At 45.6% G+C, this 20958-nt stretch carries 27 protein-coding genes, 1 pseudogene and 1 riboswitch; of the genes and pseudogenes, 5 read left to right on the top strand and 23 right to left on the bottom strand.

Going from position 1 to position 20958, the window contains the following annotated elements:
• Positions 1-31: 31 nt before the first annotated feature.
• Entirely contained in the window at positions 32-256 is a 225-nt protein-coding gene (locus BUC05_RS02205; protein ID WP_011246588.1) for a helix-turn-helix domain-containing protein, read from the bottom strand.
• 153 nt (positions 257-409) lie between these two features.
• Here BUC05_RS02205 and BUC05_RS02200 point away from each other — a divergent pair, with 153 nt between their 5' ends.
• Positions 410-715 carry a helix-turn-helix domain-containing protein gene (locus tag BUC05_RS02200; RefSeq protein WP_011246587.1) on the top strand — a complete coding sequence of 102 codons (306 nt, stop codon included), beginning with the start codon at positions 410-412 and terminating at the stop codon, positions 713-715.
• Positions 716-721: 6 nt separating this feature from the next.
• Here the strand turns inward: BUC05_RS02200 and BUC05_RS02195 are convergent, their stop codons facing one another.
• The gene (locus BUC05_RS02195) at positions 722-913 is read right to left on the bottom strand and encodes a hypothetical protein (protein WP_011246586.1); all 192 of its coding nucleotides are present in this window, start codon (positions 911-913) and stop codon (positions 722-724) included.
• A gap of 153 nt (positions 914-1066) precedes the next feature.
• Here BUC05_RS02195 and BUC05_RS02190 point away from each other — a divergent pair, with 153 nt between their 5' ends.
• The 3 genes from BUC05_RS02190 (at position 1067) to BUC05_RS02180 (ending at position 2864) form a co-directional block, all read left to right on the top strand.
• The gene (locus BUC05_RS02190; protein WP_073304028.1) at positions 1067-1798 is read left to right on the top strand and encodes an alpha/beta hydrolase; all 732 of its coding nucleotides are present in this window, start codon (positions 1067-1069) and stop codon (positions 1796-1798) included.
• An 85-nt stretch (positions 1799-1883) separates the two neighbouring features.
• On the top strand, positions 1884-2399 hold the full coding sequence (locus tag BUC05_RS02185) for a YjcG family protein (RefSeq protein ID WP_011246584.1): 516 nt from the start codon (positions 1884-1886) through the stop codon (positions 2397-2399).
• Positions 2400-2405: 6 nt separating this feature from the next.
• Positions 2406-2864 carry a GNAT family N-acetyltransferase gene (locus tag BUC05_RS02180; RefSeq protein ID WP_011246583.1) on the top strand — a complete coding sequence of 153 codons (459 nt, stop codon included), beginning with the start codon at positions 2406-2408 and terminating at the stop codon, positions 2862-2864.
• A 22-nt stretch (positions 2865-2886) separates the two neighbouring features.
• On the opposite strand, the gene BUC05_RS22000 is transcribed toward BUC05_RS02180, so the two are convergent.
• The 12 genes and pseudogenes from BUC05_RS22000 to BUC05_RS02125 form a co-directional block, all read right to left on the bottom strand.
• Positions 2887-3204: an MTH1187 family thiamine-binding protein gene (locus BUC05_RS22000; protein ID WP_041824573.1), complete on the bottom strand. Its 318-nt coding sequence runs from the start codon at positions 3202-3204 to the stop codon at positions 2887-2889.
• Positions 3205-3282: 78 nt separating this feature from the next.
• Positions 3283-3831: pseudogene (locus BUC05_RS21995) on the bottom strand (DUF1385 domain-containing protein); the annotation flags it as partial.
• Positions 3832-3937: 106 nt separating this feature from the next.
• Positions 3938-4495, bottom strand: a complete 558-nt coding sequence (locus tag BUC05_RS02170; protein ID WP_011246581.1) for a hypothetical protein — start codon at positions 4493-4495, stop codon at positions 3938-3940.
• The gene (gene thiD / locus BUC05_RS02165; protein ID WP_011246580.1) at positions 4492-5310 is read right to left on the bottom strand and encodes a bifunctional hydroxymethylpyrimidine kinase/phosphomethylpyrimidine kinase; all 819 of its coding nucleotides are present in this window, start codon (positions 5308-5310) and stop codon (positions 4492-4494) included. The genes BUC05_RS02170 and thiD overlap by 4 nt, the downstream gene beginning before the upstream one ends.
• Before the next feature lie 20 nt (positions 5311-5330).
• Positions 5331-6437 (bottom strand): glycine oxidase ThiO, encoded by a 1107-nt coding sequence (gene thiO / locus BUC05_RS02160; RefSeq protein ID WP_011246579.1) that lies wholly within the window; start codon positions 6435-6437, stop codon positions 5331-5333.
• A gap of 5 nt (positions 6438-6442) precedes the next feature.
• Positions 6443-7234 carry a thiazole synthase gene (locus BUC05_RS02155; protein ID WP_063609086.1) on the bottom strand — a complete coding sequence of 264 codons (792 nt, stop codon included), beginning with the start codon at positions 7232-7234 and terminating at the stop codon, positions 6443-6445.
• A gap of 2 nt (positions 7235-7236) precedes the next feature.
• The gene (thiS, locus tag BUC05_RS02150) at positions 7237-7434 is read right to left on the bottom strand and encodes a sulfur carrier protein ThiS (RefSeq protein ID WP_011246577.1); all 198 of its coding nucleotides are present in this window, start codon (positions 7432-7434) and stop codon (positions 7237-7239) included.
• Entirely contained in the window at positions 7431-8060 is a 630-nt protein-coding gene (gene thiE, locus BUC05_RS02145; RefSeq protein WP_011246576.1) for a thiamine phosphate synthase, read from the bottom strand. The genes thiS and thiE overlap by 4 nt, the downstream gene beginning before the upstream one ends.
• Positions 8061-8131: 71 nt before the next feature.
• A riboswitch (TPP riboswitch) is annotated at positions 8132-8243 on the bottom strand.
• 55 nt (positions 8244-8298) lie between these two features.
• Positions 8299-9711, bottom strand: coding sequence for an aspartate ammonia-lyase (gene aspA / locus BUC05_RS02140; RefSeq protein ID WP_011246575.1), 1413 nt, complete (start codon positions 9709-9711; stop codon positions 8299-8301).
• Between the two features lie 19 nt (positions 9712-9730).
• Positions 9731-10711: an ROK family glucokinase gene (locus BUC05_RS02135; protein WP_073304024.1), complete on the bottom strand. Its 981-nt coding sequence runs from the start codon at positions 10709-10711 to the stop codon at positions 9731-9733.
• Positions 10704-10916 (bottom strand): YqgQ family protein, encoded by a 213-nt coding sequence (locus BUC05_RS02130; RefSeq protein WP_011246573.1) that lies wholly within the window; start codon positions 10914-10916, stop codon positions 10704-10706. The genes BUC05_RS02135 and BUC05_RS02130 overlap by 8 nt, the downstream gene beginning before the upstream one ends.
• An 18-nt stretch (positions 10917-10934) precedes the next feature.
• Positions 10935-11444 (bottom strand): hypothetical protein, encoded by a 510-nt coding sequence (locus BUC05_RS02125; protein ID WP_011246572.1) that lies wholly within the window; start codon positions 11442-11444, stop codon positions 10935-10937.
• 113 nt (positions 11445-11557) lie between these two features.
• Between BUC05_RS02125 and BUC05_RS02120 the strand changes: the two genes are divergently transcribed.
• A complete protein-coding gene (locus BUC05_RS02120; RefSeq protein WP_011246571.1) occupies positions 11558-11953 on the top strand; it encodes a YueI family protein in 396 nt (131 codons plus the stop codon).
• Between the two features lie 12 nt (positions 11954-11965).
• Here the strand turns inward: BUC05_RS02120 and BUC05_RS02115 are convergent, their stop codons facing one another.
• From BUC05_RS02115 to BUC05_RS02075, 9 genes are all read right to left on the bottom strand, one after another.
• Positions 11966-13420: a spore germination protein gene (locus BUC05_RS02115; protein ID WP_011246570.1), complete on the bottom strand. Its 1455-nt coding sequence runs from the start codon at positions 13418-13420 to the stop codon at positions 11966-11968.
• A gap of 153 nt (positions 13421-13573) precedes the next feature.
• Entirely contained in the window at positions 13574-15145 is a 1572-nt protein-coding gene (locus BUC05_RS02110; protein ID WP_011246569.1) for a rhomboid family protein, read from the bottom strand.
• A gap of 84 nt (positions 15146-15229) precedes the next feature.
• On the bottom strand, positions 15230-15445 hold the full coding sequence (locus BUC05_RS02105) for a hypothetical protein (RefSeq protein ID WP_035204007.1): 216 nt from the start codon (positions 15443-15445) through the stop codon (positions 15230-15232).
• Positions 15446-15464: 19 nt separating this feature from the next.
• Complete coding sequence (gene nhaC, locus BUC05_RS02100; protein WP_073304022.1) at positions 15465-16850, bottom strand: Na+/H+ antiporter NhaC; 1386 nt, start codon at positions 16848-16850, stop codon at positions 15465-15467.
• A 267-nt stretch (positions 16851-17117) separates the two neighbouring features.
• Entirely contained in the window at positions 17118-18131 is a 1014-nt protein-coding gene (locus BUC05_RS02095; RefSeq protein WP_073304021.1) for a ThiF family adenylyltransferase, read from the bottom strand.
• Between the two features lie 54 nt (positions 18132-18185).
• Positions 18186-18986, bottom strand: a complete 801-nt coding sequence (locus BUC05_RS02090; protein ID WP_063609089.1) for a DUF92 domain-containing protein — start codon at positions 18984-18986, stop codon at positions 18186-18188.
• On the bottom strand, positions 18983-19546 hold the full coding sequence (locus BUC05_RS02085; protein ID WP_063609090.1) for a 5-formyltetrahydrofolate cyclo-ligase: 564 nt from the start codon (positions 19544-19546) through the stop codon (positions 18983-18985). The genes BUC05_RS02090 and BUC05_RS02085 overlap by 4 nt, the downstream gene beginning before the upstream one ends.
• Before the next feature lie 61 nt (positions 19547-19607).
• Entirely contained in the window at positions 19608-19757 is a 150-nt protein-coding gene (gene rpmG / locus BUC05_RS02080) for a 50S ribosomal protein L33 (protein ID WP_003323811.1), read from the bottom strand.
• 74 nt (positions 19758-19831) lie between these two features.
• On the bottom strand, positions 19832-20524 hold the full coding sequence (locus BUC05_RS02075) for a hypothetical protein (RefSeq protein ID WP_011246564.1): 693 nt from the start codon (positions 20522-20524) through the stop codon (positions 19832-19834).
• Positions 20525-20958: the final 434 nt, after the last annotated feature.

The following is a 20958-nucleotide window of genomic DNA, read 5'->3' as shown; positions in this document are numbered from 1 at the left end:
TGTGCGGGCTCTTCTTTAAACAAGAAAATAGTTATTTCTTTTCTTGGCGAATGGCTTTAAAACGCGTTGCTTCAAAAAGTTCTTCCCGATCAACGCTAAATAATTTTGCAATTAGCTTCGCGATTTCAGCGCTGACTTGGCGCTTGCCTGATTCAATTTGCGACAAATACCCCGCTGAAATCCCTACCTCTTTTGCTACTTCCTCAAGGCTATAGCCTTTTTTGGTTCGCAAAATTCGAATGCTACTTTCACTCATCGTTCTTCCTCCTTGAGTTCTTCAATAAAACACATCATTACCTATTTTACTACGCAATCAGCAATTCCTTCAATTCATTTCGCGTATTACTTCTTTATTTTACAGATTGCAAAGTATAATGGAACAAGCTTCAATGAAAGGAGAATGGACGGCATGTTTGCATCACGATTAAAAGAATGCCGCATTAAAAAACAGTTGACAATGAAAGAACTGGGCCAAGCGTTAAATATGGCACAATCTACAATTTCAGGTTATGAGAATGGCACAAGAAAACCTGACTTAGACAATTTGGCCCGCCTTGCCGACTACTTTAATGTTAGCACTGATTATTTGGTAGGCCGACTGGACTCAAACGATTCCTTTATACTCCATTCTGATCAGCTCACTAGCGATGAAAAATTGTTTCTAGCAGATTGCTTGCAGCTATACAGAAAACATTGTGCAACAAACAAGGTATAAACGAATTTACATGACTTCATCATACGTGTAACGGACCACATACTTATTGGATCGTAGTTTTTTAACTTCAACTAAAGGGCCAATTTCATATCCATTCTGCCAATTATCCTCCAATTTCGCTTTTACGCAACCAGCTTGAAATTTGGAACGGAAAATTTCTTTATAATAAACCCAGTGGGGTTTTCGACGTTTGATCATTTTACTCCTCCATTCGTCACATGCGTCATCCTTTTTAGGTTGTCCATTTTTTTCTATTTTATCATAGACAGACGCTTGACTAGACGAAATTAACTGGCTTTGACAAAAGTATGTTAAACTAAGCTAAAGCCCGTTAAGAAAGGACGTTGCATCATGGCAGGTTTAAATGGACAGTTATCTGAGCTGAAAATTGAAAGTACATATTTGGCGGAGATGATTCCTATATCGATCTATAAACCGCCCCATTATACACCATTAAAATCGTACAGACTCCTGATTTGCCAAGATGGCCAAGACTATTTCCGCTTAGGGCGCATTCCGCGCCAAGCGGAGGCATTAATGGAAGAAGGAGATATTGAGGAAGCGGTTATTGTAGGCGTCCCTTACCCCTCTGTGCCTACTAGAAGAAAATGGTACCACCCAGAAGGAGAAGACGCCAAAAACTATCGACGCTTTCTCGCATGTGAGCTACTCCCTTTTCTCGAACAAGAATTGTCGACAGAACCACTTCCAGAAGCACGCATACTTGCGGGGGATTCCCTTGCTGCAACCGTGTCGTTGCAAACGGCGCTTGAATATCCAAACATTTTCGGAAAAGTGGTGCTCCATTCTCCCTTTGTTTCTGAGCCAGTACTTGAACAAGTAAATCAGTTTTCTAACAGCCACTCGTTAACCATCTACCATGTTATTGGGCTAGAGGAGACAGAAGTGACTTTAACAAACGGGGATGTAGCTGATTTTTTGACGCCTAACCGCAAATTAAATAAACTGCTTGAACAAGGCCCATTTTCATATACGTACCATGAGTTCCAAGGCAATCATACGTGGACATATTGGCAAAAGGATTTGCCTCGGGCGCTTCAAACCGTGTTGCCGCTTGCTTAGCTCACAAGAGAAAGTATGCGATCATATTTCACTGCACAAGCAAAACCGTTGTGATATCATCTAAAAATCGAGGGGGGTTTTTTACTTGAATTACAGCATTGTCATGTTCCCATCCAAACCGTTCCAAGACACGGCTAACGGCTATAGGCGGCGTTATGATGCCCATTACGCAAACATACCGCCACATATCACCTTAAAAGAACGGTTTTCAATTGCCGAGGAGGAACGATCTAAAATCATCAAGGCATTACGGACCATTGGGCAAACCCATAAACCAATTGCGATTGATGTTTATAAAGTCGACACGTTTTACCCGCAGTCAACAACCATTTATTATAAAATTAAAGAAAACGATCGTTTGCTTGCTCTTTATGAAGCGCTACACCGCGATCCGTTTCCACGCAAACGGGCGCATCCTGTATTTGTTCCCCACATTACCATTGCCCAGGGACTGCCCCAATCAGAGCATGCTGATATCGTTGGTCAATTGAAAATGATCGATGTTTCCCATCAAGAAACAATTGATCGCTTTCAATTGCTCAAACAACTTGACAATGGTTCATGGGCCGTTTACGAGACATTTTTGCTAGAAGGAGATTAAGAGGAAATGACTTATTGGACGAAAGTAGCCACTAGTGAGCAAGAACACTCGGACTGCGCCAGTGTGCGGCATCATGTATTCATTGAAGAGCAAGGCGTCTCCCCTTCGATTGAACGGGATCAGCATGACGAGTCCGCTACACACATCATCATGTACGACGAAAAAACACCGATTGGTACAGGGCGTGTCCGCTTATTGGCTCATAACGAGGCGAAAATTGAACGGGTTTGTGTGGTCAAAGAAAAGCGCCGGTCAGGGGCAGGGAAACAATTAATGACAGCGCTTGAGGAAGCGAGCGCGAGAATGGGAGCAAAAGCAGCAAAGCTCAATGCCCAAACACACGCGAGCTATTTTTATGAAAAGCTTGGTTATACAGTAACTTCCCCTGAATTTATCGATGCTGGCATCCCCCATGTCACGATGAGCAAACCTCTTACGAGTAAATCTGGCTTAATAGCTGACTGATAGCTGGAGATAGAGTCTCCAGCTATTGTTCTATTCGCTTCTCTTGCACAGATTTACGTTTTCCGTCCATCGTTAAAGGCTGATCGCGGCGGTCGTCAATGCGAATCGACGTTGCCGTCCTCAAGGCTCCTTGTTCAAACGGCGCTTCATGGATTTTCTGGATCACTTCAAACAACACAGGCAGCTCTGCCTCAATCAACGTGCTCATAGGCGTAAGCTCGTAACGGATTTGCTTTTCTTTCTCATAGTGGTCAAGCACTTGTTGGATATATGCTACATAAGCGCTAACGCTTGTCGAGGAAGTACCAATTGGAATGATCGATACGTCTGCAATTGCCATTCCCTTGTTCTCCTTTCGCGGAAGCCTCCGCTTTTTTATGTTTTCTGGAAAAGCCACATAGCCTAACTGTTGATAGGCGGAAATCGCGCACTGAAGATGGTTCTCGTCAGGCTCTTTCGTTGTCACATGAAGTTGCAACCAGTAAGAAAGAACTAAAACGCTCTTTTCAAGCCCTTTTAGCCACGGCTTGCGATGAAAAAGTTGATAAAGGGCCACGACAGCCAGAGCCGCATAAGAAGAAACCATTAGCGCTTGTTGAAATGGCGTGAACAAAGAAAGGCTTCCACTTAGAAGGAAGACACTTAAAAAATAAACGACAACTAGCCCGGTGGAACAACCACGATTGCGAATATCCGCTCTTTTTATCGCCTGTAACCGTTCTGTACAAATGCGCCCTTTTGCACTAAACACTTTATGTTCTGCGCCATGGTACTTTTTTAACGGCTCAGGAAATAGAAAATGCCCGGCAAACAATAAATAAAAGAACGTATAAACAGGCAATCCATTCCAGCTGGTTGGAATGATTTTGGGCACAATAATCAAACACAGCAGAGCGATAATGAGTGCGACAAATCGAAATGGCATTGTTTTTACAATCAGTTTGCCAGCTTGTAAATAGGCTTGCATTCCGGCAGGCTTTGCCCATGAATGCAGCTTGCCCTGTTCATCATAGTAAGCACAAGCCAAAAAGCCTGCCCCGCTGTAAAAATTCCCCGCATTAAACGACATGCCGCTAATTCGCAAGCAACTCACCTAATTCCACCGTTTTTACCCAATGCTGAACATTTTTGGCGCTACCAAAAGCAGGTGCTTCAAAAGTGGCGTCTTCCATCGTCAATGCTTCATGGTTCGTCCACGTATGTAGGACAGAAATGGTGATGTTGTCCGCAGAAGCAGGCAATGGTTGGACAATTGTGCCCTTCGTGCCAATGCTTTGATGTTCTGCCATTTCCGTCGGATATGCAAAAATGATACCGTTATCGACACGCTCGCCTATATAGCGATGTTGTTCTTCCGTATCAAGGACTGCCTCGCCAACTTCCACTTCGTCTGCCCCAGTAAACGCAATGCCAATATAGTCGGTTCCATACATGCCTTCTGCTGGCATTTGCGGCCAGCTCCATTCAAGTAACAATGTACCGTCTTCTCCTCGTTCAGCTACCAGTTCAATTTCAGCTTTCAGCTGTTCATTTGTCATCGTTTCTTCTTGATTCAAGTAATAAATACCGCTCAAAGCGATCGCGATCATTAAAATGACTGGCAATATTAATACGACTATATGCTTTCTCAATTGCAACCCCCTTCTTGGCCAAGGCGGCGATAAGCAGCATGATCCGTCGGGCCGATTCCGGCTCCTAATGGGATTCCTTCCGAAATCGCGGCCGTCACATATGCTTTCGCTTTTTTAGCTGCTTCGATTGGCTTGGCCCCTTTTGCGAGTTCTGCTGCTATCGCTGAAGCAAACGTACAACCAGTCCCGTGAGTATGCTTTCTGTCTAGCCGTTTTGCCTTTAACTCAAAGAAAGCTTGGCCATCGTAGCATAAATCAATGGCTTCCCCTTGTCGCAAATGGCCGCCTTTCAAAATGACTAGCTTAGGCCCCATTTTATGCAATTGTACCGCGGCTGCTTTCATTTCAGCAACGGTTTTACATTCTGGTTTATTAAGAAGCATGGCCGTTTCAGGCAAATTAGGCGTAAAAACAGTCGCAAGTGGCAAAAGCTTCTGTACAAGTACCTGTTGGCCTTCTGCCGAAAGAAGCGCTGTTCCACTTGTCGAGGCCATGACGGGATCAACGACAATGTTAGCTACTCGATACGTATTTGCCAATTCAGCCACCGTTGTGACAATGTCTGCATTGACCAACATGCCTGTCTTGATGACATGCACTCCGATATCACTTAATACTGCTTCGATTTGGTCCCGTACGAGTGAAGCGTCAAGTCCTTGCCACGATTGTACGCCAGTTGTATTTTGGGCTGTAATAGCAGTAATGGCAGTAGCAGCATAAACGCCAAGCTCTTGACACGTTTTTATGTCTGCTTGAATGCCAGCACCGCCGCTGGAATCAGAACCAGCAACGGAGAGGACTGTTGGAATGGGCATTCGTACGCCTCCTTCTCTGACTACGAAAAACGGTCTGGATCAAAAAGGGCGATTGGTACAGGCGGCTTCTGCCCAGCCAACTGCGCACTCGCCACTTTTGCCGTAATCGCGCTTAATAAAATGCCGTTCCGGTAATGGCCACAAGCCATAAAAACGCGGGGATGGTTGCGAAGAAAACCGATAAGCGGATAACCGTCTTGTGTCGCCGGCCTTAAGCCAGCCCATTTATGAAACGGCGTGAGTTCAGCTAAAAAGGGCACTATCTTATGGTTCCAATTTGTTAGACGGCGAATGCCCTTGTCGGTAATTTCTGTTTGAAAGCCAGCAATATCTTCTGAAGCGCCATTAACAAGTGTGCCATTTGCTTTTGGGACAAGATACCCTTGGCTTGTGTACAAAATGTGGCGAATACGGCCTGGTTCAATGTTATAAGCACAAATTTGCCCTCTTATTGGGTAAATGGGCAAGTTCAAGCCAAGCTGGCTTTCTAGCTCTTTCGCCCATGCACCTGTCGCCACAACGAGCTGGTCTGCTGTGAAACGCTGCCCTGAAGCGCTCTGTAGCTCGATGTGGGGCTCTGTTTTTACGAGCGAAACGTGTTTGAGCTGCTCATAAATGTGGACGCCGCGATTTCTGCAAGCCTGTTGCAACGCCTTTACATAATCAGGCGCATAGACATGAGCTTCTTCTGGGTAGTGGATCGCACCAATTATGTCTTCGGCAAGCTCAGGCTCTTTTTTCTTTAACTCTTCGCGTGTCAATACGTCGACTTTGGCACCAAATTCCTCTTGCCATGCTTTTCTAGTGGCAAGTGACAACAAATCAGCTTCATGATACACACAATGAAGACTCCCTGATTCTGTAAATTCAAACGTCATGCCTGACTCTTGTTTTACGGATGCTTGCCATTCTTTAAAAGCGCGCAAACTTGCTAAACAAAGGCGAAAGAAATCATCTGGATCCTCGCTAATTTCTGAGTACGGGGCAAGCATGCCTGCAGCTGCACCAGATGCCTGCCCGCCGCATGTGTTTATTTCTAGGACAGAAACGGTCTTGCCGTCCATTGCTAACTGAAAAGCAACAGACAGCCCGATAACGCCGCCTCCTAAAACAATTGTATGCTCCATTTTGACTACCCCTTACTGTGACTGGACAATAAATGGTCAAGCTGGCTGCTTGCTGTCGCATAGCGCTTCATCGGAATGCGCCCTGCTTCGTAGGACAGCAAACCGGCTTCAATCGCTTGCTTCATTGCCAGCGCCATCTTTACTGGATCCTTTGCTTTAGCTACTGCCGTATTCATTAATACTCCATCTGCCCCTAATTCCATTGCCTTGGCAACATCGCTTGCAGAACCGAGACCAGCATCCACAATAATCGGTACAGAAGCTTCCTCGACAATGACGCCAAGGTTATACGGGTTTAATATGCCAAGGCCTGTGCCAATTGGAGAAGCCCCAGGCATAACTGCGGCTGCGCCGACTTCCTCAAGTTTTTTGCAAAGAATTGGGTCATCTGATGTATACGGCAATACAGTGAAGCCTTCTTTCGCTAAAGCTTCTGTCGCTTTTAATGTCTCGACCGGATCAGGCAATAGCGTTTTTTCAGATACGCTAATTTCGACTTTGATCCAATCGCTCAGCCCAGCCGCTCGGGCCAAACGAGCAATACGGATTGCCTCTTCCGCATTGTTCGCTCCTGATGTATTTGGCAAGTATTGAAAAGTACGCCCTTCTAAATGCTGTAAAATTGCATCCTCATCAGGATGTTCTAGGTTAATACGGCGAATGGCAAATGTTAAAACCTCCGCTCCGGAGGCTTTAATGGTTTCATTTTGAACAACCGGGTTTGGATAACGGCCTGTCCCAATGAAAAACCGCGATGAGAGCGTTTTTCCGCCAATGACAAGTGGTGCTTTTTTCATGTTTATCCTCCCCCTACGAAATGGACTAGCTCGATTTTCATTCCTTCACTCAAAGAAGTGGCCTCCCAGTCAACACGGTCAATAATCGTCCCGTTGACTTCCGCCACCACTAGTTGGCTCGCTAAGCCAAATTCAGAAACTAGTTCGCTCAGCGTTGTGCTTTCTGAAATTCGTTCTTCACCATTTACGACTAATCTCATTGACTTGCCTCCTCCATCGCGGCAAGCAACGCTTGACTAGCTGCTTTTACGTCACGGGCAGCAACAATTTCGGTTATAACGCAAATGGCTTCAGCACCCGCTTCGATCACTTCACGGACATTATGGCGTTTGATGCCGCCAATGGCCACAAATGGAATCGTCACATGTTCCTTTACTTCGCGAATATAAGCCGTTGTAACTGGGTCTACTACATCCGCTTTGCTGTTTGTTGGAAAAATCGGACCGACGCCAATATAATCGGCTCCGTTCTTTTCAGCTTCAAGCGCTTCCTCTAACTTGTGGGTAGAAACGCCAATGATTTTGTCTGGTCCCAGCAATTTTCTTACTTCTGGAAGGGGTAAATCATCTTGTCCAACATGGACACCGCTTGCGTCGACGGCAAGGGCGACATCGATATGGTCATTGACAATAAACGGAATTCCATAATCAGCTGCAAGCTTTTTTAGCCTACGGGCTTTTTCCAACACAGCCTTTTTGCTGCTCGTTTTATCACGAAGCTGAATAATGTCAACCCCACCTTGGATAGCTTCTTCCATCACTTCTACGACATCGCGTCCAGGATGGAATTCTTCTCCTGTGATCGCGTAAAGTCGAAAAGGCTTCATGTTGTTCCCTCCTTTTGCAAAATAAAAAGGCCAAAGCGAGGAGCTTCGGCCACATGCAAGCATGTCATTCAATCACTGCAAACCGACTTCCCTCCGCTGGCATCACCCAGATCAGGTTATTAGGGTAAAAGAAATACGTTCTTATTCTCAGCCTAACTTCATTAGGCACCCCTAGTCTTTCTATATCATTATCGCATACATTGATCCATTTGCAAAAACAAAAGTCGCTCTTTCGTTGTTATAACGGCAAAAAACGGGAGCCCGCGATACCGGGTTTTGTCATTTCTTTTGGATCAAGAATTTCATTCAATTCTTCCTCTGAAAGGATGCCCCGTTCAAGGCAAATTTCCCGGACCGGCCGCCCTGTTTCAATTGCTTCTTTAGCTACACGAGTAGCTACTTCATAGCCGACATGGGGATTGATTGCCGTTACAATACCGACGCTATGTTCTACAAGTTCCCGGCATCGCTCCACGTTAGCGGTAATGCCGGCAATTGCGTAATCTTTAAAGACGCGCATACCATTTTGTAGCACCGTTAATGATTGCAATAAATTAAAAACGAGTACAGGCTCCATCACGTTTAGTTCAAGTTGGCCCGCTTCTGAAGCAAGGCTGATCGTATGGTCATTGCCGATAACTTGAAAAGAAAGCTGGTTAATGACTTCACACATAACCGGATTTACTTTTCCAGGCATGATCGATGAACCCGGCTGTCGCGGTGGCAAATTGATTTCATTCAATCCGGTCCGCGGGCCCGAGCTCATTAAACGTAAGTCATTTGCGATTTTCGATAAATTAATAGCTAAAATTTTTAACGAACTAGAAAGCTCTGTATAGGCATCTGTATTTTGGGTGGCATCGACAAGATCCTCCGCCGTTTTCAACGGCAGCTCAGTCAAGTCAGCCAAATGTTTTGCAACTTTTTCAATGTATTCCGGTTTGGCGTTCAAACCCGTTCCTACAGCGGTTGCACCCATATTGATGTCGTGGAGGTGGTCTGCCGAACGGCTTACCCGTTTTAGATCACGGGCTAGCACTCTGCGGTACGAGCCAAATTCCTGCCCTAGTCGAATAGGGACTGCATCTTGCAAGTGGGTCCGCCCCATTTTTAGGACGCTGTCAAATTCTTCGGCTTTCGCTTCCATTTCGTTGATCAATTTCTGCAATTCTTCCGTCAAGCCCTTTGTCATATTTAAAGCGGCAATATGAATCGCCGTCGGAAATGAATCATTGGTAGACTGGGCCATGTTGACGTGTGTGTTGGGACTGACTTTTAAATAATCGCCTTTTTCGCCGCCAAGAATCTCAATCGCCCGGTTAGCAATGACTTCATTGGCATTCATATTAAACGACGTGCCGGCGCCTCCTTGGATCGAATCGACAATAAAATGATCATTCAAACGCCCTTCAATTACTTCATCGCTTGCCTTAATAATCGCTTCAGCAATGTGGGGGCGCAGTACACCGACATCGCGGTTTGCAAGGGCAGCCGCTTTTTTCACATAGCCGAAAGCGCGAATAAGTTCAGGGTGGGGCGGATAGCCGGTAATCGGAAAATTATCCTTTGCCCGCAGCGATTGGATGCCATAATAAGCATGTTTCGGTACTTGTTTTTCTCCTAGTAAGTCTCGTTCAACCCGGTACTCCATTTCATGCGACTCCTTTTACTCATTCACTTTTTCCTAACATCTCATCTTCCTGTGTTGCTTTTGCCTGAATAGCAAGCCAAACAGCACCGTAAATCCCAGCGTCATTGCCTAAATGAGCCAATTTAATCTCAGCACTCTCAGAAACACGGGGCAACGCAAATTGCTTAAATACGAGGCGAAGCGGAGCAAGCAAGCTTTCTTTCGCTTTAGAAACACCACCGCCAATAATGATTTTGCTTGGATTGAGCGCATTAGCCAGGTTCGCTATTGCAAAACCAAGGTGAAAGGTTGCTTCACTTACCACATCTTTAGCAAGTGCATCGCCAGCTTTAGCAGCATCGAAAATATCTTTTGTCGTTAACGCCCCTTCTTCAAAGCGATGCAAAGCGCTGTCCTTATTTGTTGTTAACTTTTCCTTGGCCATCCGTAAAATGCCCGTTGCCGAAGATACCGTTTCCAGGCAGCCTGTTTTGCCGCAATTGCACGGTGCCCCACCTTCAGGGATAACTGTTATGTGGCCAATTTCGCCGCCCATTCCACTTGACCCGTGGAGAATTTGCCCTCTTGTAATAATGCCACCGCCGACACCTGTACCAAGTGTGATAAACAACTCTTCTTCAGCGCCATCTCCTGCGCCGCGCCATTTCTCTCCAAGTGCTGCCAAATTAGCGTCATTGTCGACGCGGACAACCACTCCAAGGACGCGTTCAAGTTCTTCCCTTAGTGGATAGTTTCGCCAGCCGATATTGACGGCATGGTGAATAAAACCAGTTTCCATTTCAATGAATCCTGGTGCACCTACTCCAGCCCCTAACAAGGTTGCATGTTGCGGCAGCCGGCTTTGAATGCTTGCGGCGATTTGATCGACAATATGTTTGCCGTTTTCGCTCACGTCTGTGGGAATCTCCCATTTATCTTTTAACTCGCCTGTTTCCGTAAGAAACGCCAACTTTACGGTCGTACCGCCAATGTCAATTCCCGCATAGTAGTCCTCAGTCATTCGCTCTCTCCCCCATTTTTGCAGCCCGCTGTTCACGTTTTAATACAAGCATTGCTTGTTGGAATTCGCCACGTTCGATTAGGCCAAGTCGATGAAGTTCCTCCATTTCCATTTGCATCAACTGCATGTCTGCATCCAAATCCCTTGTATAAATGAAAGCGCCATATTGCTTTAACAACTGCTTAACTTCGAAAAGCGTTTTCATTGACTCACCTCTAGCTTATTATATCAGTTTCAGTACTGCAATAAAAAGAAATGAGATGAGAGGCAAGAATGCCGCAATGTAAACATTTCGTAGCCATCCCAATATCGTATTATACAGCAATATGCCTAAAAAAACGCTTCCTGTAAACAAAATTGCCATTCCTAATGTAAAAAACGTGCCGAACCCTGCCGTTCCCCATTGTACGCCCATCAAGAAAAACAGAATAGCAGCAATGAACCCGACTGGACTTACACGGGGACGGTAACCGCAAGTAGGATGATACGAACGGAACAAAGCGATGATAAACAAAAACGAGCACATGGCGATTACAATGTCCAAAAACCGCAAGCCAAGCCAATTCGGGCCAATCAGCGCAAGAAACATACCGACATAAGCAAAAAAGAAAAAGCTAATGCTAAACACGGATAGCCCTAAAATAGGCGGGACAAATTTCATCGTGGCGACGATCCCGCCAATTGCGGCGCCCAACACAAACACAAAGGCGGCCACCATAAATGCAAACCCCATGTGATCAACCCCTCATGAAAATTGTTAAACAATTGTACTACTATAGCTTATGTGCTTGGTTGAAAAATAAGGACATGAATGCCATGATGGAGATATAAAGAAGGAGTGGGAAAATGGGAAGAGATGTAAACGACCTATTAGAAAAAGCAATTTACGGAAATCCAGAAACAAAACCAGCGGAACGCCGTTTGTTTTTGACGACCATCTTTGAAAGGGTCTATATTGCTTTAACGAAAAAGCAAGTCCAGGCTGCCCCGGTTTACAGGGAAGTTGAACAAACGATGGCTAAGGCTAACAACCTCCATCTGTTTTTAAATGGCAACCTGGCTTATAGCGATTATGCAGCTTACATTAAAATAGCGGTTAGCCAGAACGTTCCATACACCGTTGTGAACCCGCCAACGCCGACACCCTTTGCCCTTGTTTTAGCTGACAAAAGCCAGCCAGTGCAAAAAGCAGACCGTTTTATAAAAGATGATTTGTACGAAATAGACATGGCTGCTGATTGAAACCCCGATTTGCTAACGGTCCGGATCTTGGGGATGAATAATGACTGGCCTGCGGTTTTTTACAGGCATTGGCACTCGAAACACGACGTCCCGTAATGCTTTTGCATTAAAAGGAATAAAGGGCCACATATAAGGAACATCCATCCCCTTTAAACGGACAAGCATCACTAACCAAATGGTCGAGGCAATCATAAGCCCTGGCAACTGAAAGGCGGCAGTAGCCACCAACAAAAGTACACGCATAAATCGGTTGGCAAGGGAAAGTTCATAACTAGGTGTTGCAAACGTACCGACAGCGGCAATCGCTAAGTAGAGGATCACTTCTGGGGAAAAGACACCGACTTGTATGGCAATATCGCCAATCAATAAGGCAGCTACAAGCCCGAGCGCTTCTGCAACTGCATTCGGTGTATGAATCGACGCCATCCGCAACATTTCAATCCCTGCTTCTGCGATGACAAACTGGACAAACAGTGGCAAGCTCCCTTTTTCTTCTGTGCCGATAAAGGCCAAACTATCTGGCAACAAAAATGGATTTGTCGCGAATAAATACCATAACGGCAGCAAGAAGATCGACGAAAAAACAGCGGCGAATCTGACTAGCCGCAGCATTGCGCCTATGATTGGTTTTTGACGGTACTCCTCTGCATGTTGAAGCAAGTGCCAGAAAGTAGTAGGTGTAATCATAACACTTGGCGACCCATCGACAAGAATAAGGACATGGCCCTCAAATAAATGGGTGGCACACACGTCTGGCCGTTCTGAATAACGCACAAGTGGGTACGGATTGCTGCTTTCTTTAAAGATAAATTCTTCAATTGATTTATCTGCCATTGGTACACCATCGGTGTCAATTGCATCAAGGGCAGCGGTCATTTGCTCGACGTAACGCTTATCAGCAATATCGCCAATATACATTAAGGCTATATCTGTTTTAGAGCGTCGCCCAACTTGCTTGAACACAACGCGGAGCGTCCGGTCACGAACTCTTCTGCGGATGAGAGCTGCGTTCATAACAAGTGTTTCGACAAGCCCGTCTCTAGAACCACGAACAACTTGCTCTGTATCCGGCTCCTCCGGGCTTCGAACAGGGTACTCCCTCGTGTCAATCAGCAGGCAATAGTCAAGGCCCTCGACGAGCAAAGCTGCTGGCCCAGCCAACACTTGCTCTACGACTTGGTTCAAGTCTCTTTCGGTTTCAACTTCTGCATAAGGAATCCGGCTTTGTAGTAAGGCATCATATCGGTCTTGCAATTCCTCTTCAGTCGTGTGGGAAAGTTCCCGTTGAATTTGTGTCAGCGCAATGTCTTTGGCAAAACCATCAACTAAAAAAAGCGCCATCCGTTTGTTTGCATGCCGCATTTCCAAACAAATCAAATCAAAGTTGTCTTCAACCGCCAATTCCTTTTTCAAAAAGGCAAGCCCTTTTTCATAAGAAGTCAACTTTTGCTGTTTTTGGCCAGGCATTCTTGTCACCCTTTCAATCGTCCAGTCCTTTTACATAGCTTGGCTTTCCTTTCCAAAAATATGTGAGTCACCGTCAGGAAAAGCGAACAACAAAAAAAGCCAGTTCCACTACTCAACTGGCTGCTTGACAGCACACTGACTTCCTAATACGTGCTAGTGCTGTTGCTGTTCAATTTCTTCCTGCACTTCACGATAACGATCGATTTCTACATCTGGATGCTCGTCTTGCTCTCCTTGTTTAATTGCCTCTTCCACCGCGTGCTGAGCTTGCTCAATTTCCCCTTGCTGCCAATAAATAAGGGCCAGATTAAACCACGCTTGATGGAAGTGGCGATTTTCAGAAGTGACAAACTCCAGCTTCTCCTGTGCGGCCTTATCTTTGCCGTCTTGCATATCCAAATAGGCTTGCAAAAACAGCAGCTCTACATGCTCACTATCTTGTTCAAGCCCTTCTGCTACAAGAGGCCGTGCTTCCTCCCAATTCCCTTGCTGAAACAGGCGATTTGCTTCTAGCGCGGCCATATCTGGGTTGACTGTCCCTGCGGCCGACTGATAGCCAAAAAACAGCAAACTAGCTGCCAGGACGATATAACCTGCCAATGCAGATAATGACCATAGCACATTTGTTTTTCTTGTTTCCTTTGGCATACGTACAGCTGCAGCTGCCAAAAAACCACCGACTAAGCCGCCGCCGTGGGCGCCAATGTCAATTCCAGGAACAATAAAACCAAGGAAAAAGTTAATGATCAAGAGCACGATCACACTGCGGCCCAGTGTGCGAAAAAACAAAGAAGGCTGTTTAATGCCGAAATAAAGCAAAGCGCCAAAACAACCAAATAAAGCCCCTGACGCACCTGCTGACAAAGAGTCGGTGAAGGCAAAGCTAACGGCAGATCCAAATAAGCCAGCCATGAAATAAATGACCAAAAACCGTATCGAACCAAAAAGTTGCTCCACTGCACTGCCTAAAAAGTAAAGCGCCATGCCATTCATAAACAAATGAAAAAAGCCAATGTGCAAAAACATCGCTGAAAATAGACGCCACCATTCCCCTTCCACAATGAGCGGATTGTATTTTGCGCCAAAGTCAATTAACGTCTCAATGTTGGTGCTTCCTCCATTTGCTTCAAGGACGCTAAACATAATCAATATCGAAATTAACAGCGCATAGATCACGCGAGGTTTTCCAAAAAACAACGTTTGCCGTTCTTTTGTCTGGCGGCCAACGCTCGTGCGTTTTACGTTTTCGTGAATCCGCAAAATCTCCTGCTCCATCGCCTCGTGAGAATCCAAAGCCTCAAACGGTGGCAGTCCGTCATTCCCTAATGTTTGTTCAGTAATCTCGTTGTATGTATCCGTATCTGTATGCAAGGCAATGTTGCGGATTTTTCCTTTTCGGTTACCGATCGTAAAAGGTTCCATCGTTTCTTCCCATGAGTCAACAGGAGGCAAGCTCATCACATAGACGTTTTCTCCTTGAATTTCCCAAACGCCAAGCTGTTTATAAATCGTGTTGAATTGCTGCTTGGCATGGCCGATATCCCGTTTCAGGCGATTCGCCCAATCGACTTCAGAGAGCACAATGCGAATCACACGCCGCGGTTTCACGGTATCGTCTTCTAGCCATACTTGCGTATTGTATAGCGCAAGGACGCGGAACTGTTTCTTTAGTGCATAATGCTCCACGATCTTCCAGAAAAAATAGCGGTGTACAACCGTATCCAAGCCTAATTCCTCCTTATTTCTGCCAGTTCTTTTATTATAACAAGTTTGCCTAAAAAGAAACGAAAGAAAAGCCCTGACAACACGTCAGAACTTTTCTTTGTATAATTCCGTCGGCTCAGCTGGTCGAGTAAAGAGAGTGGGCATAATACGGTTACGAACAAATGGCATTCTTAACACTGCCCTAACGGCCAGCCGCCTGAGCAGTGGTTGGCGCAAAAACGCATTTAACAGCCGATATCGGTATTTACAAATAGCAAGAATGGCAATAAACGTCGAGACAGCGACTAACACTTGACGCATAACGTCACCTCCACTCTTACTATACCGACTTTTGTTTGTTTTTATCCAAAGGAGCTATGCCGATTCCTAAATAGCCAAAGGCAACCGTAAGCATTGGAGATAAAATAAGGAAAAAAGCAAAAGGAGCGTATTCAAGCACAGATACACCAAGTGTTTGTGCAAAAAAAGCGCCGCTCACCCCCCATGGAATAAGGGGATTGACAAGTGTACCCGCATCTTCAAGTGTCCGCGACAAATTTTTCGGGGCAAGCCCTGCCTGTTCATAGTAACGTTTGAAAAAACTGCCTGGTAATAAGATTGATAAATATTGTTCCCCCGTTACAGCATTAGTGCCGATCGAGGCTAATGCTGTTGAAGCAATTAAATGCCCCCTTTTTGCCAATAGCTTTTTCATGTTTGCAAACAACGCTTCAATAAAACCGATGTGTTGAATCACGCCGCCTAAAGCAAGCGCCAGCAACACTAATGAGACGGACCACATCATCGATTGAATTCCGCCAGCATTGAGAATGCCGTCCAATAGTTCATTGCCAGTCGTTCCCTCAAAGCCCGACTGCAATACGGTTAACATATAAGCCAGTGACGACTCTTGCTGAACCACGACAGTCAACAACAAGCCTGAAACAATTCCGGCAACTAAAACAGGCAGCACCGGCAACCGTAGCATCGCCAACAGAACAACGAGCAAAGGCGATAGCAACGTGAGCCAGCTAATCGTAAACGATGCCTTTAATGCTTCCAAGAGCCCGGCAAGATCAGACGGCTGTCCGCTTTGTTGCCCACCGATTATAAAAAACAACAAATAAGTGATGAAAAGCGCTGGTACGGTCGTCCACATTAAATGCTTAATATGGGCAAAAAGCTGTTCACCGGCCACTGCAGGTGCAAAGTTGGTTGTATCGGATAAAGGCGACATTTTATCGCCGAAACAAGCGCCACAAACAACTGCTCCAGCAGCGAGTGGGGCTGGCACGCCCAAGGCAATGCCGACGCCCATAATCGCCACGCCAACTGAGCCAACAGTCGTAAACGCGCTTCCTGTAAAAGTGGAAACGAGAATGCAGACGGTTAAAGCGCTAATGGCAAACCATTCAGGCGTCAACAACTGTACTCCAAAATACAATAGCGTTGGTACTGTGCCGCTCATCATCCACACGGCGATGACTGCCCCAACAAGCATTAAGATCAATAATGGGGCAACGCCCCCTTGTATGCCTTTGATGAGCGCCCCTTCTAATGATTTATAAGAGAAGCCCAATAACCGACCCCAAATAATTGTCACAATAAGCGCCAACAAAATTGGAAGATGGGGATCAATTTTAAGGAAGAATATGCAACCGCCTAATATAGCGATAAAAAATAGCAAAAAGACTATAACCATTAATAAGCTAGGTTTCTTTCCCATAATAAAACACCGAAGTCCTTTTCTTCATTCTATGTCACTTTACCGCGTCGGTGCGAATTAGCAACAACTTCTGCTAGCTTAAATGTCTTCCTTTTTTTCGTCAAGCCCCAACCACGATTTTACGATTATGCAAAGTGCCTAGAGATGCCCTAAAAAATATTCTCTATAACAGGTAGCCTAAGGTGTTGAATTTGAATGGCACGAAACGAGAAAGAACGACAGGGGCGCTCCGGTACTAGCTGTATGTTTTTTATCCAGCCGACTTTTTTAGTCGCCAATATATTTGCTGAAAAGCGTTCTGGCGCGGCTAATATCTTCCGTTCCTTGTACAAGCACTCGCCCATCAGGAAATAGGACCAATTGTTCACCCTCTGGGAGAGAGACACGGAGAAGAAAGGGCGTTTCTTTCACAGTGGCGATTGGTTGAAGCTTCGCTGCCCACTCTTTTAACTGAAACCGCGAGCCAGTCGCAATTTGTACAGTGTCTCTACCACATAATGTTGTCTCTGCTTCTTGCTCGACTTGTAATGCCGGATACTCATGCAATTGGCAAGTCGGGCAGTCTGGTTTCGGAGCCTGAAACTTGAGCTTATGGTCATAATTGCCCCACAAATCAAATGTCTGTACAGAACGCCGTAATTGATCTGTTGCTCCGACCAAGTATTTCATTGCCTCGACCACCTGGTAAGAGGCCACAATATCAACAACAGGAGCAATGACGCCGACTGTGTCACACGTCTCCCCTGGAGAGGCACCGCTTGTGATAAAACAGCGCAAGCATGGCGTTTTTTCAGGAACTAGGAAAGCACTCATGCCCCTGGCGCTTACAGCTCCACCATACCCAAAAGGAATGCCTTTCTTAAAACAGGCATCATTAAGCAAAAAACGCGTTTTAAAATTATCCGTCCCATCTAAGACGAGATCCATACCTTCCATTAGCCTGTCCACATTTTGTACCGTTACATCTTCTACAAATGCTTCAATATGTACCGATCCGTTCACTTTTTCTAACATTTGTTTTGCAGCGACCGCCTTTGGCAATGCTTGTTCTACATCGCTTTCAGTAAACAGCATTTGCCTTTGCAAATTGCTCATTTCCACGTAGTCACGATCGACAATGCGGATATGGCCAATGCCAGAACGGACCATGTGGTTAGCAAGGACCGTTCCTAAGGCGCCAACGCCAACAATTAGCACACGGCTGTTTAATAGCCGTTGTTGCCCTTCCTCACCAATTCCAGAAAACAATAGCTGTCTTGAATAACGTTCTAAATGAGCCATGCGCGCTTCCTCCTTGTTCCACCAATTATGTTAACAGCCATCGCAACCGCCCCGTTATCGCCCAATCAATGCGACTGCTAAAACGCCAAGCGCCGCTCCTGTAAACGTACAAATAAAATTGATCGTGTCGTTTGTTGCCACACGGAACCCTTTTATCTTTTCCGTTTTCTCTCCACAATGGTTTAGTCTTTCTGTCTCTAACCCGCAAACAGGGCAACGGTACAACACTTGAATCGCAGCACCAAATAGAGAATCAGCTAAATTGGCGAGAAAGCCGATTGCTGAATAGACTAGTAACCAGATATGGCTCAATGGCGTATATCTCCACCATATTAAAATCGCCGTTGCTGCGACAAGAAAACTGCCTGCAAAAGCGGCAGCCATACCAAGCGCTGATACAGCTCCTGATACACCAGGAGAAACGCGCTTCAAAGTCAATAGATGAATCGGTTTCTCTCTGCTATATTTTCCAAGCTCCGATGCCCAAGTATCGGCAGTAGCGCCAGCTAAACTGCCAATAAATCCAGCAAAGGCAAAGGCAGCATAGCCAGGAAACAACCAAGCCAACAACGAGCAAAGACCAGCAACGCCACCATTTGCCAATACTTGCCATGCATCACGAGCTCCGTGTTTGGCAACCACATCGACATCCACTTTTGAAGAGTCAAGACGTCCCCATACAATGGAGCTGCCAAAGAAAACGGCAATCACCACTAACCCCCCTACACCAACGCCCGTTATTGTCAGCCACCCAACAACACACGCGGCCCACATACCAGAAGCAGTCAGCTTGTCCAGCTTGTATAAAAGGAGTGCCGCTATCCCAATCCCAATATAAGCCAAAAGGGAGATCATGAAGCATCGACCCTGTCGTCAGAGATGACCTTGTCAATCAGAACATCATGGGGTTCTGTTGGCAAATCAGAAAACAGTTGTTCACGGAAACATAACGCAACGGTTAAGCCTGAACAGCTTGGCAAAAAACGATCATAAAAACCGCCGCCTAAACCGAGTCGTTTTCCCGCCTTTGTAAATGCCACACCTGGGACAACAATGAGCTCTAGCTCGTCAGGGCGAACGAGGCACGCTTCCTCTTGTTTTGGTTCAAACAGGCCATACTTGTTTTCTACCAATTCCTCAGTAGAGGTTATGTAAAAGAACGCCATTGTCCGCTCTTTCATGTTAATACGCGGCAAGGCCACTTTTTTATTCTCAGCTAATGCGCCAGCAATCAAAGGCGCTGTCTCTACTTCCGGAAAGCGAGAGACCGTTAGCGCAATGGTTGTTGCCTGATTCCAAACATCCTGTTGCATAAGCAAATCAGCAAGCTTGGTTGATCGTTGCTTATACACATGCGCTGGCAACATGTTCAACTGTTTAGAGACGTCATTTCGAATGTTCTGTTTACTACGCATATCGGCATCACTCCAAGTATCATGGTCACGGCAAAAAAATAAGCAGCGGATGACCGGCTGCTTACTTTGTTTCGCGATGAAGTGTGTGGCGCTTTAAACGCGGGCTATATTTCTTAAGTTCAATACGCTCTGGATTTGTGCGCTTGTTTTTTGTCGTGATATAATTGCGATCACCCGTCTCCGTACAAGCAAGTGTAACTTGAACACGCATCTGTTATCCCTCCAAACTCGTCCTACATACTCAGCTATGATAGCAAATTCCATCATATTTTGCAAGCTTCGATTTCATTGCCCATAAGCGGCCTGCAGCCTTTTATGGGATTGTTTTAACGCTTCCAAGCTTTGGGAAGAAAGCATCCAGGCATGGCCTTTTACGCTTGCTTGAGAAGAGAGGACACAACTCGCGGCCAACACGCTTTCTAAGCTCGTAGCTGAGAACGGCGAAAAAAACAATTTACCTTCTTGAGAATTCCAATTTTTCTTCAAGCTTCCGGCTCCTGGCTGAATAAAAGCCGCGTCACGCATCGTCAAGGAAAACAGCGAAAATTGATTCTCTGCGTGATGGATGAGCGCTTTATCTTGAGGGGAATAAAAAGCAATGCCTTGCGACTGCATTAAAGGCAAATGGTGAAACAACAATTTCACCTGTTTGGTGTCGGAGCCCTGGTTTTCGATTCTTACTTCTCTCAAGCAGCCAAGGCGATCTGGTGACTCACGATCAATGATCGTCACAAGGATATTCCATACTTTATGAAATGCTTGGCTCATAATCGATAATGCCGTTTTTGAAAACGCAGCTTGAACACTCCAATCGCCGTCCCCCACCCAAGAGGTCTTCCCATCCTGCCAAAGCCCAATACGCGAGAGTGCCTGTTGGCCCTCACATAGCTTCAACCTAGCATGAATGTCTACATAAAAAGACGCTTTTGTAGCGGAGTCCGTATTTAATTCTCGCGAAAAGTCTGGCAAAACGTACATCGAATCTCTCCTTTATTCAGCTCATTTTTTGTCAACATGCATGATCGTAAATTTCATTTTCAAAAAACTCCCCAAACAGAGACAACATTTTAAATTTGCAAAAATTAATTTTGGCTAATGCTCGTTTGTTGCAAGCTCCCATGCTTAGGTCCCTTCGACAATAGGCGAATGCGGCTTATTAATGCCTATATTCTTCTCGCTCTCGCTTCAGCCTCTAGCCTACTGCTGCTTTCGTCTTATATACAGCCGTTTGGCTTATGTAAAGCTTGCATTCCATACGACTTTAAAATAGCCGTAACCATTCCACACGGCATAACGACAAATCGTTTCGCCTAATAAAAGCTCTACTAACAGCATACCCCTTCTTTTCGCATCCCACAAGAAGTGCAAATTGTATAATTTTGTAGAACCAATTCCCTAGTTGCAGCAAGTAT

Origin of the sequence: Shouchella rhizosphaerae (assembly GCF_900142675.1) — a bacterium.
GTDB classification, from domain to species: domain Bacteria; phylum Bacillota; class Bacilli; order Bacillales; family Bacillaceae_D; genus Shouchella; species Shouchella rhizosphaerae.
Note: the sequence above shows the minus strand (reverse complement) of the source record. Positions and strands in the feature narration are given on the sequence as shown.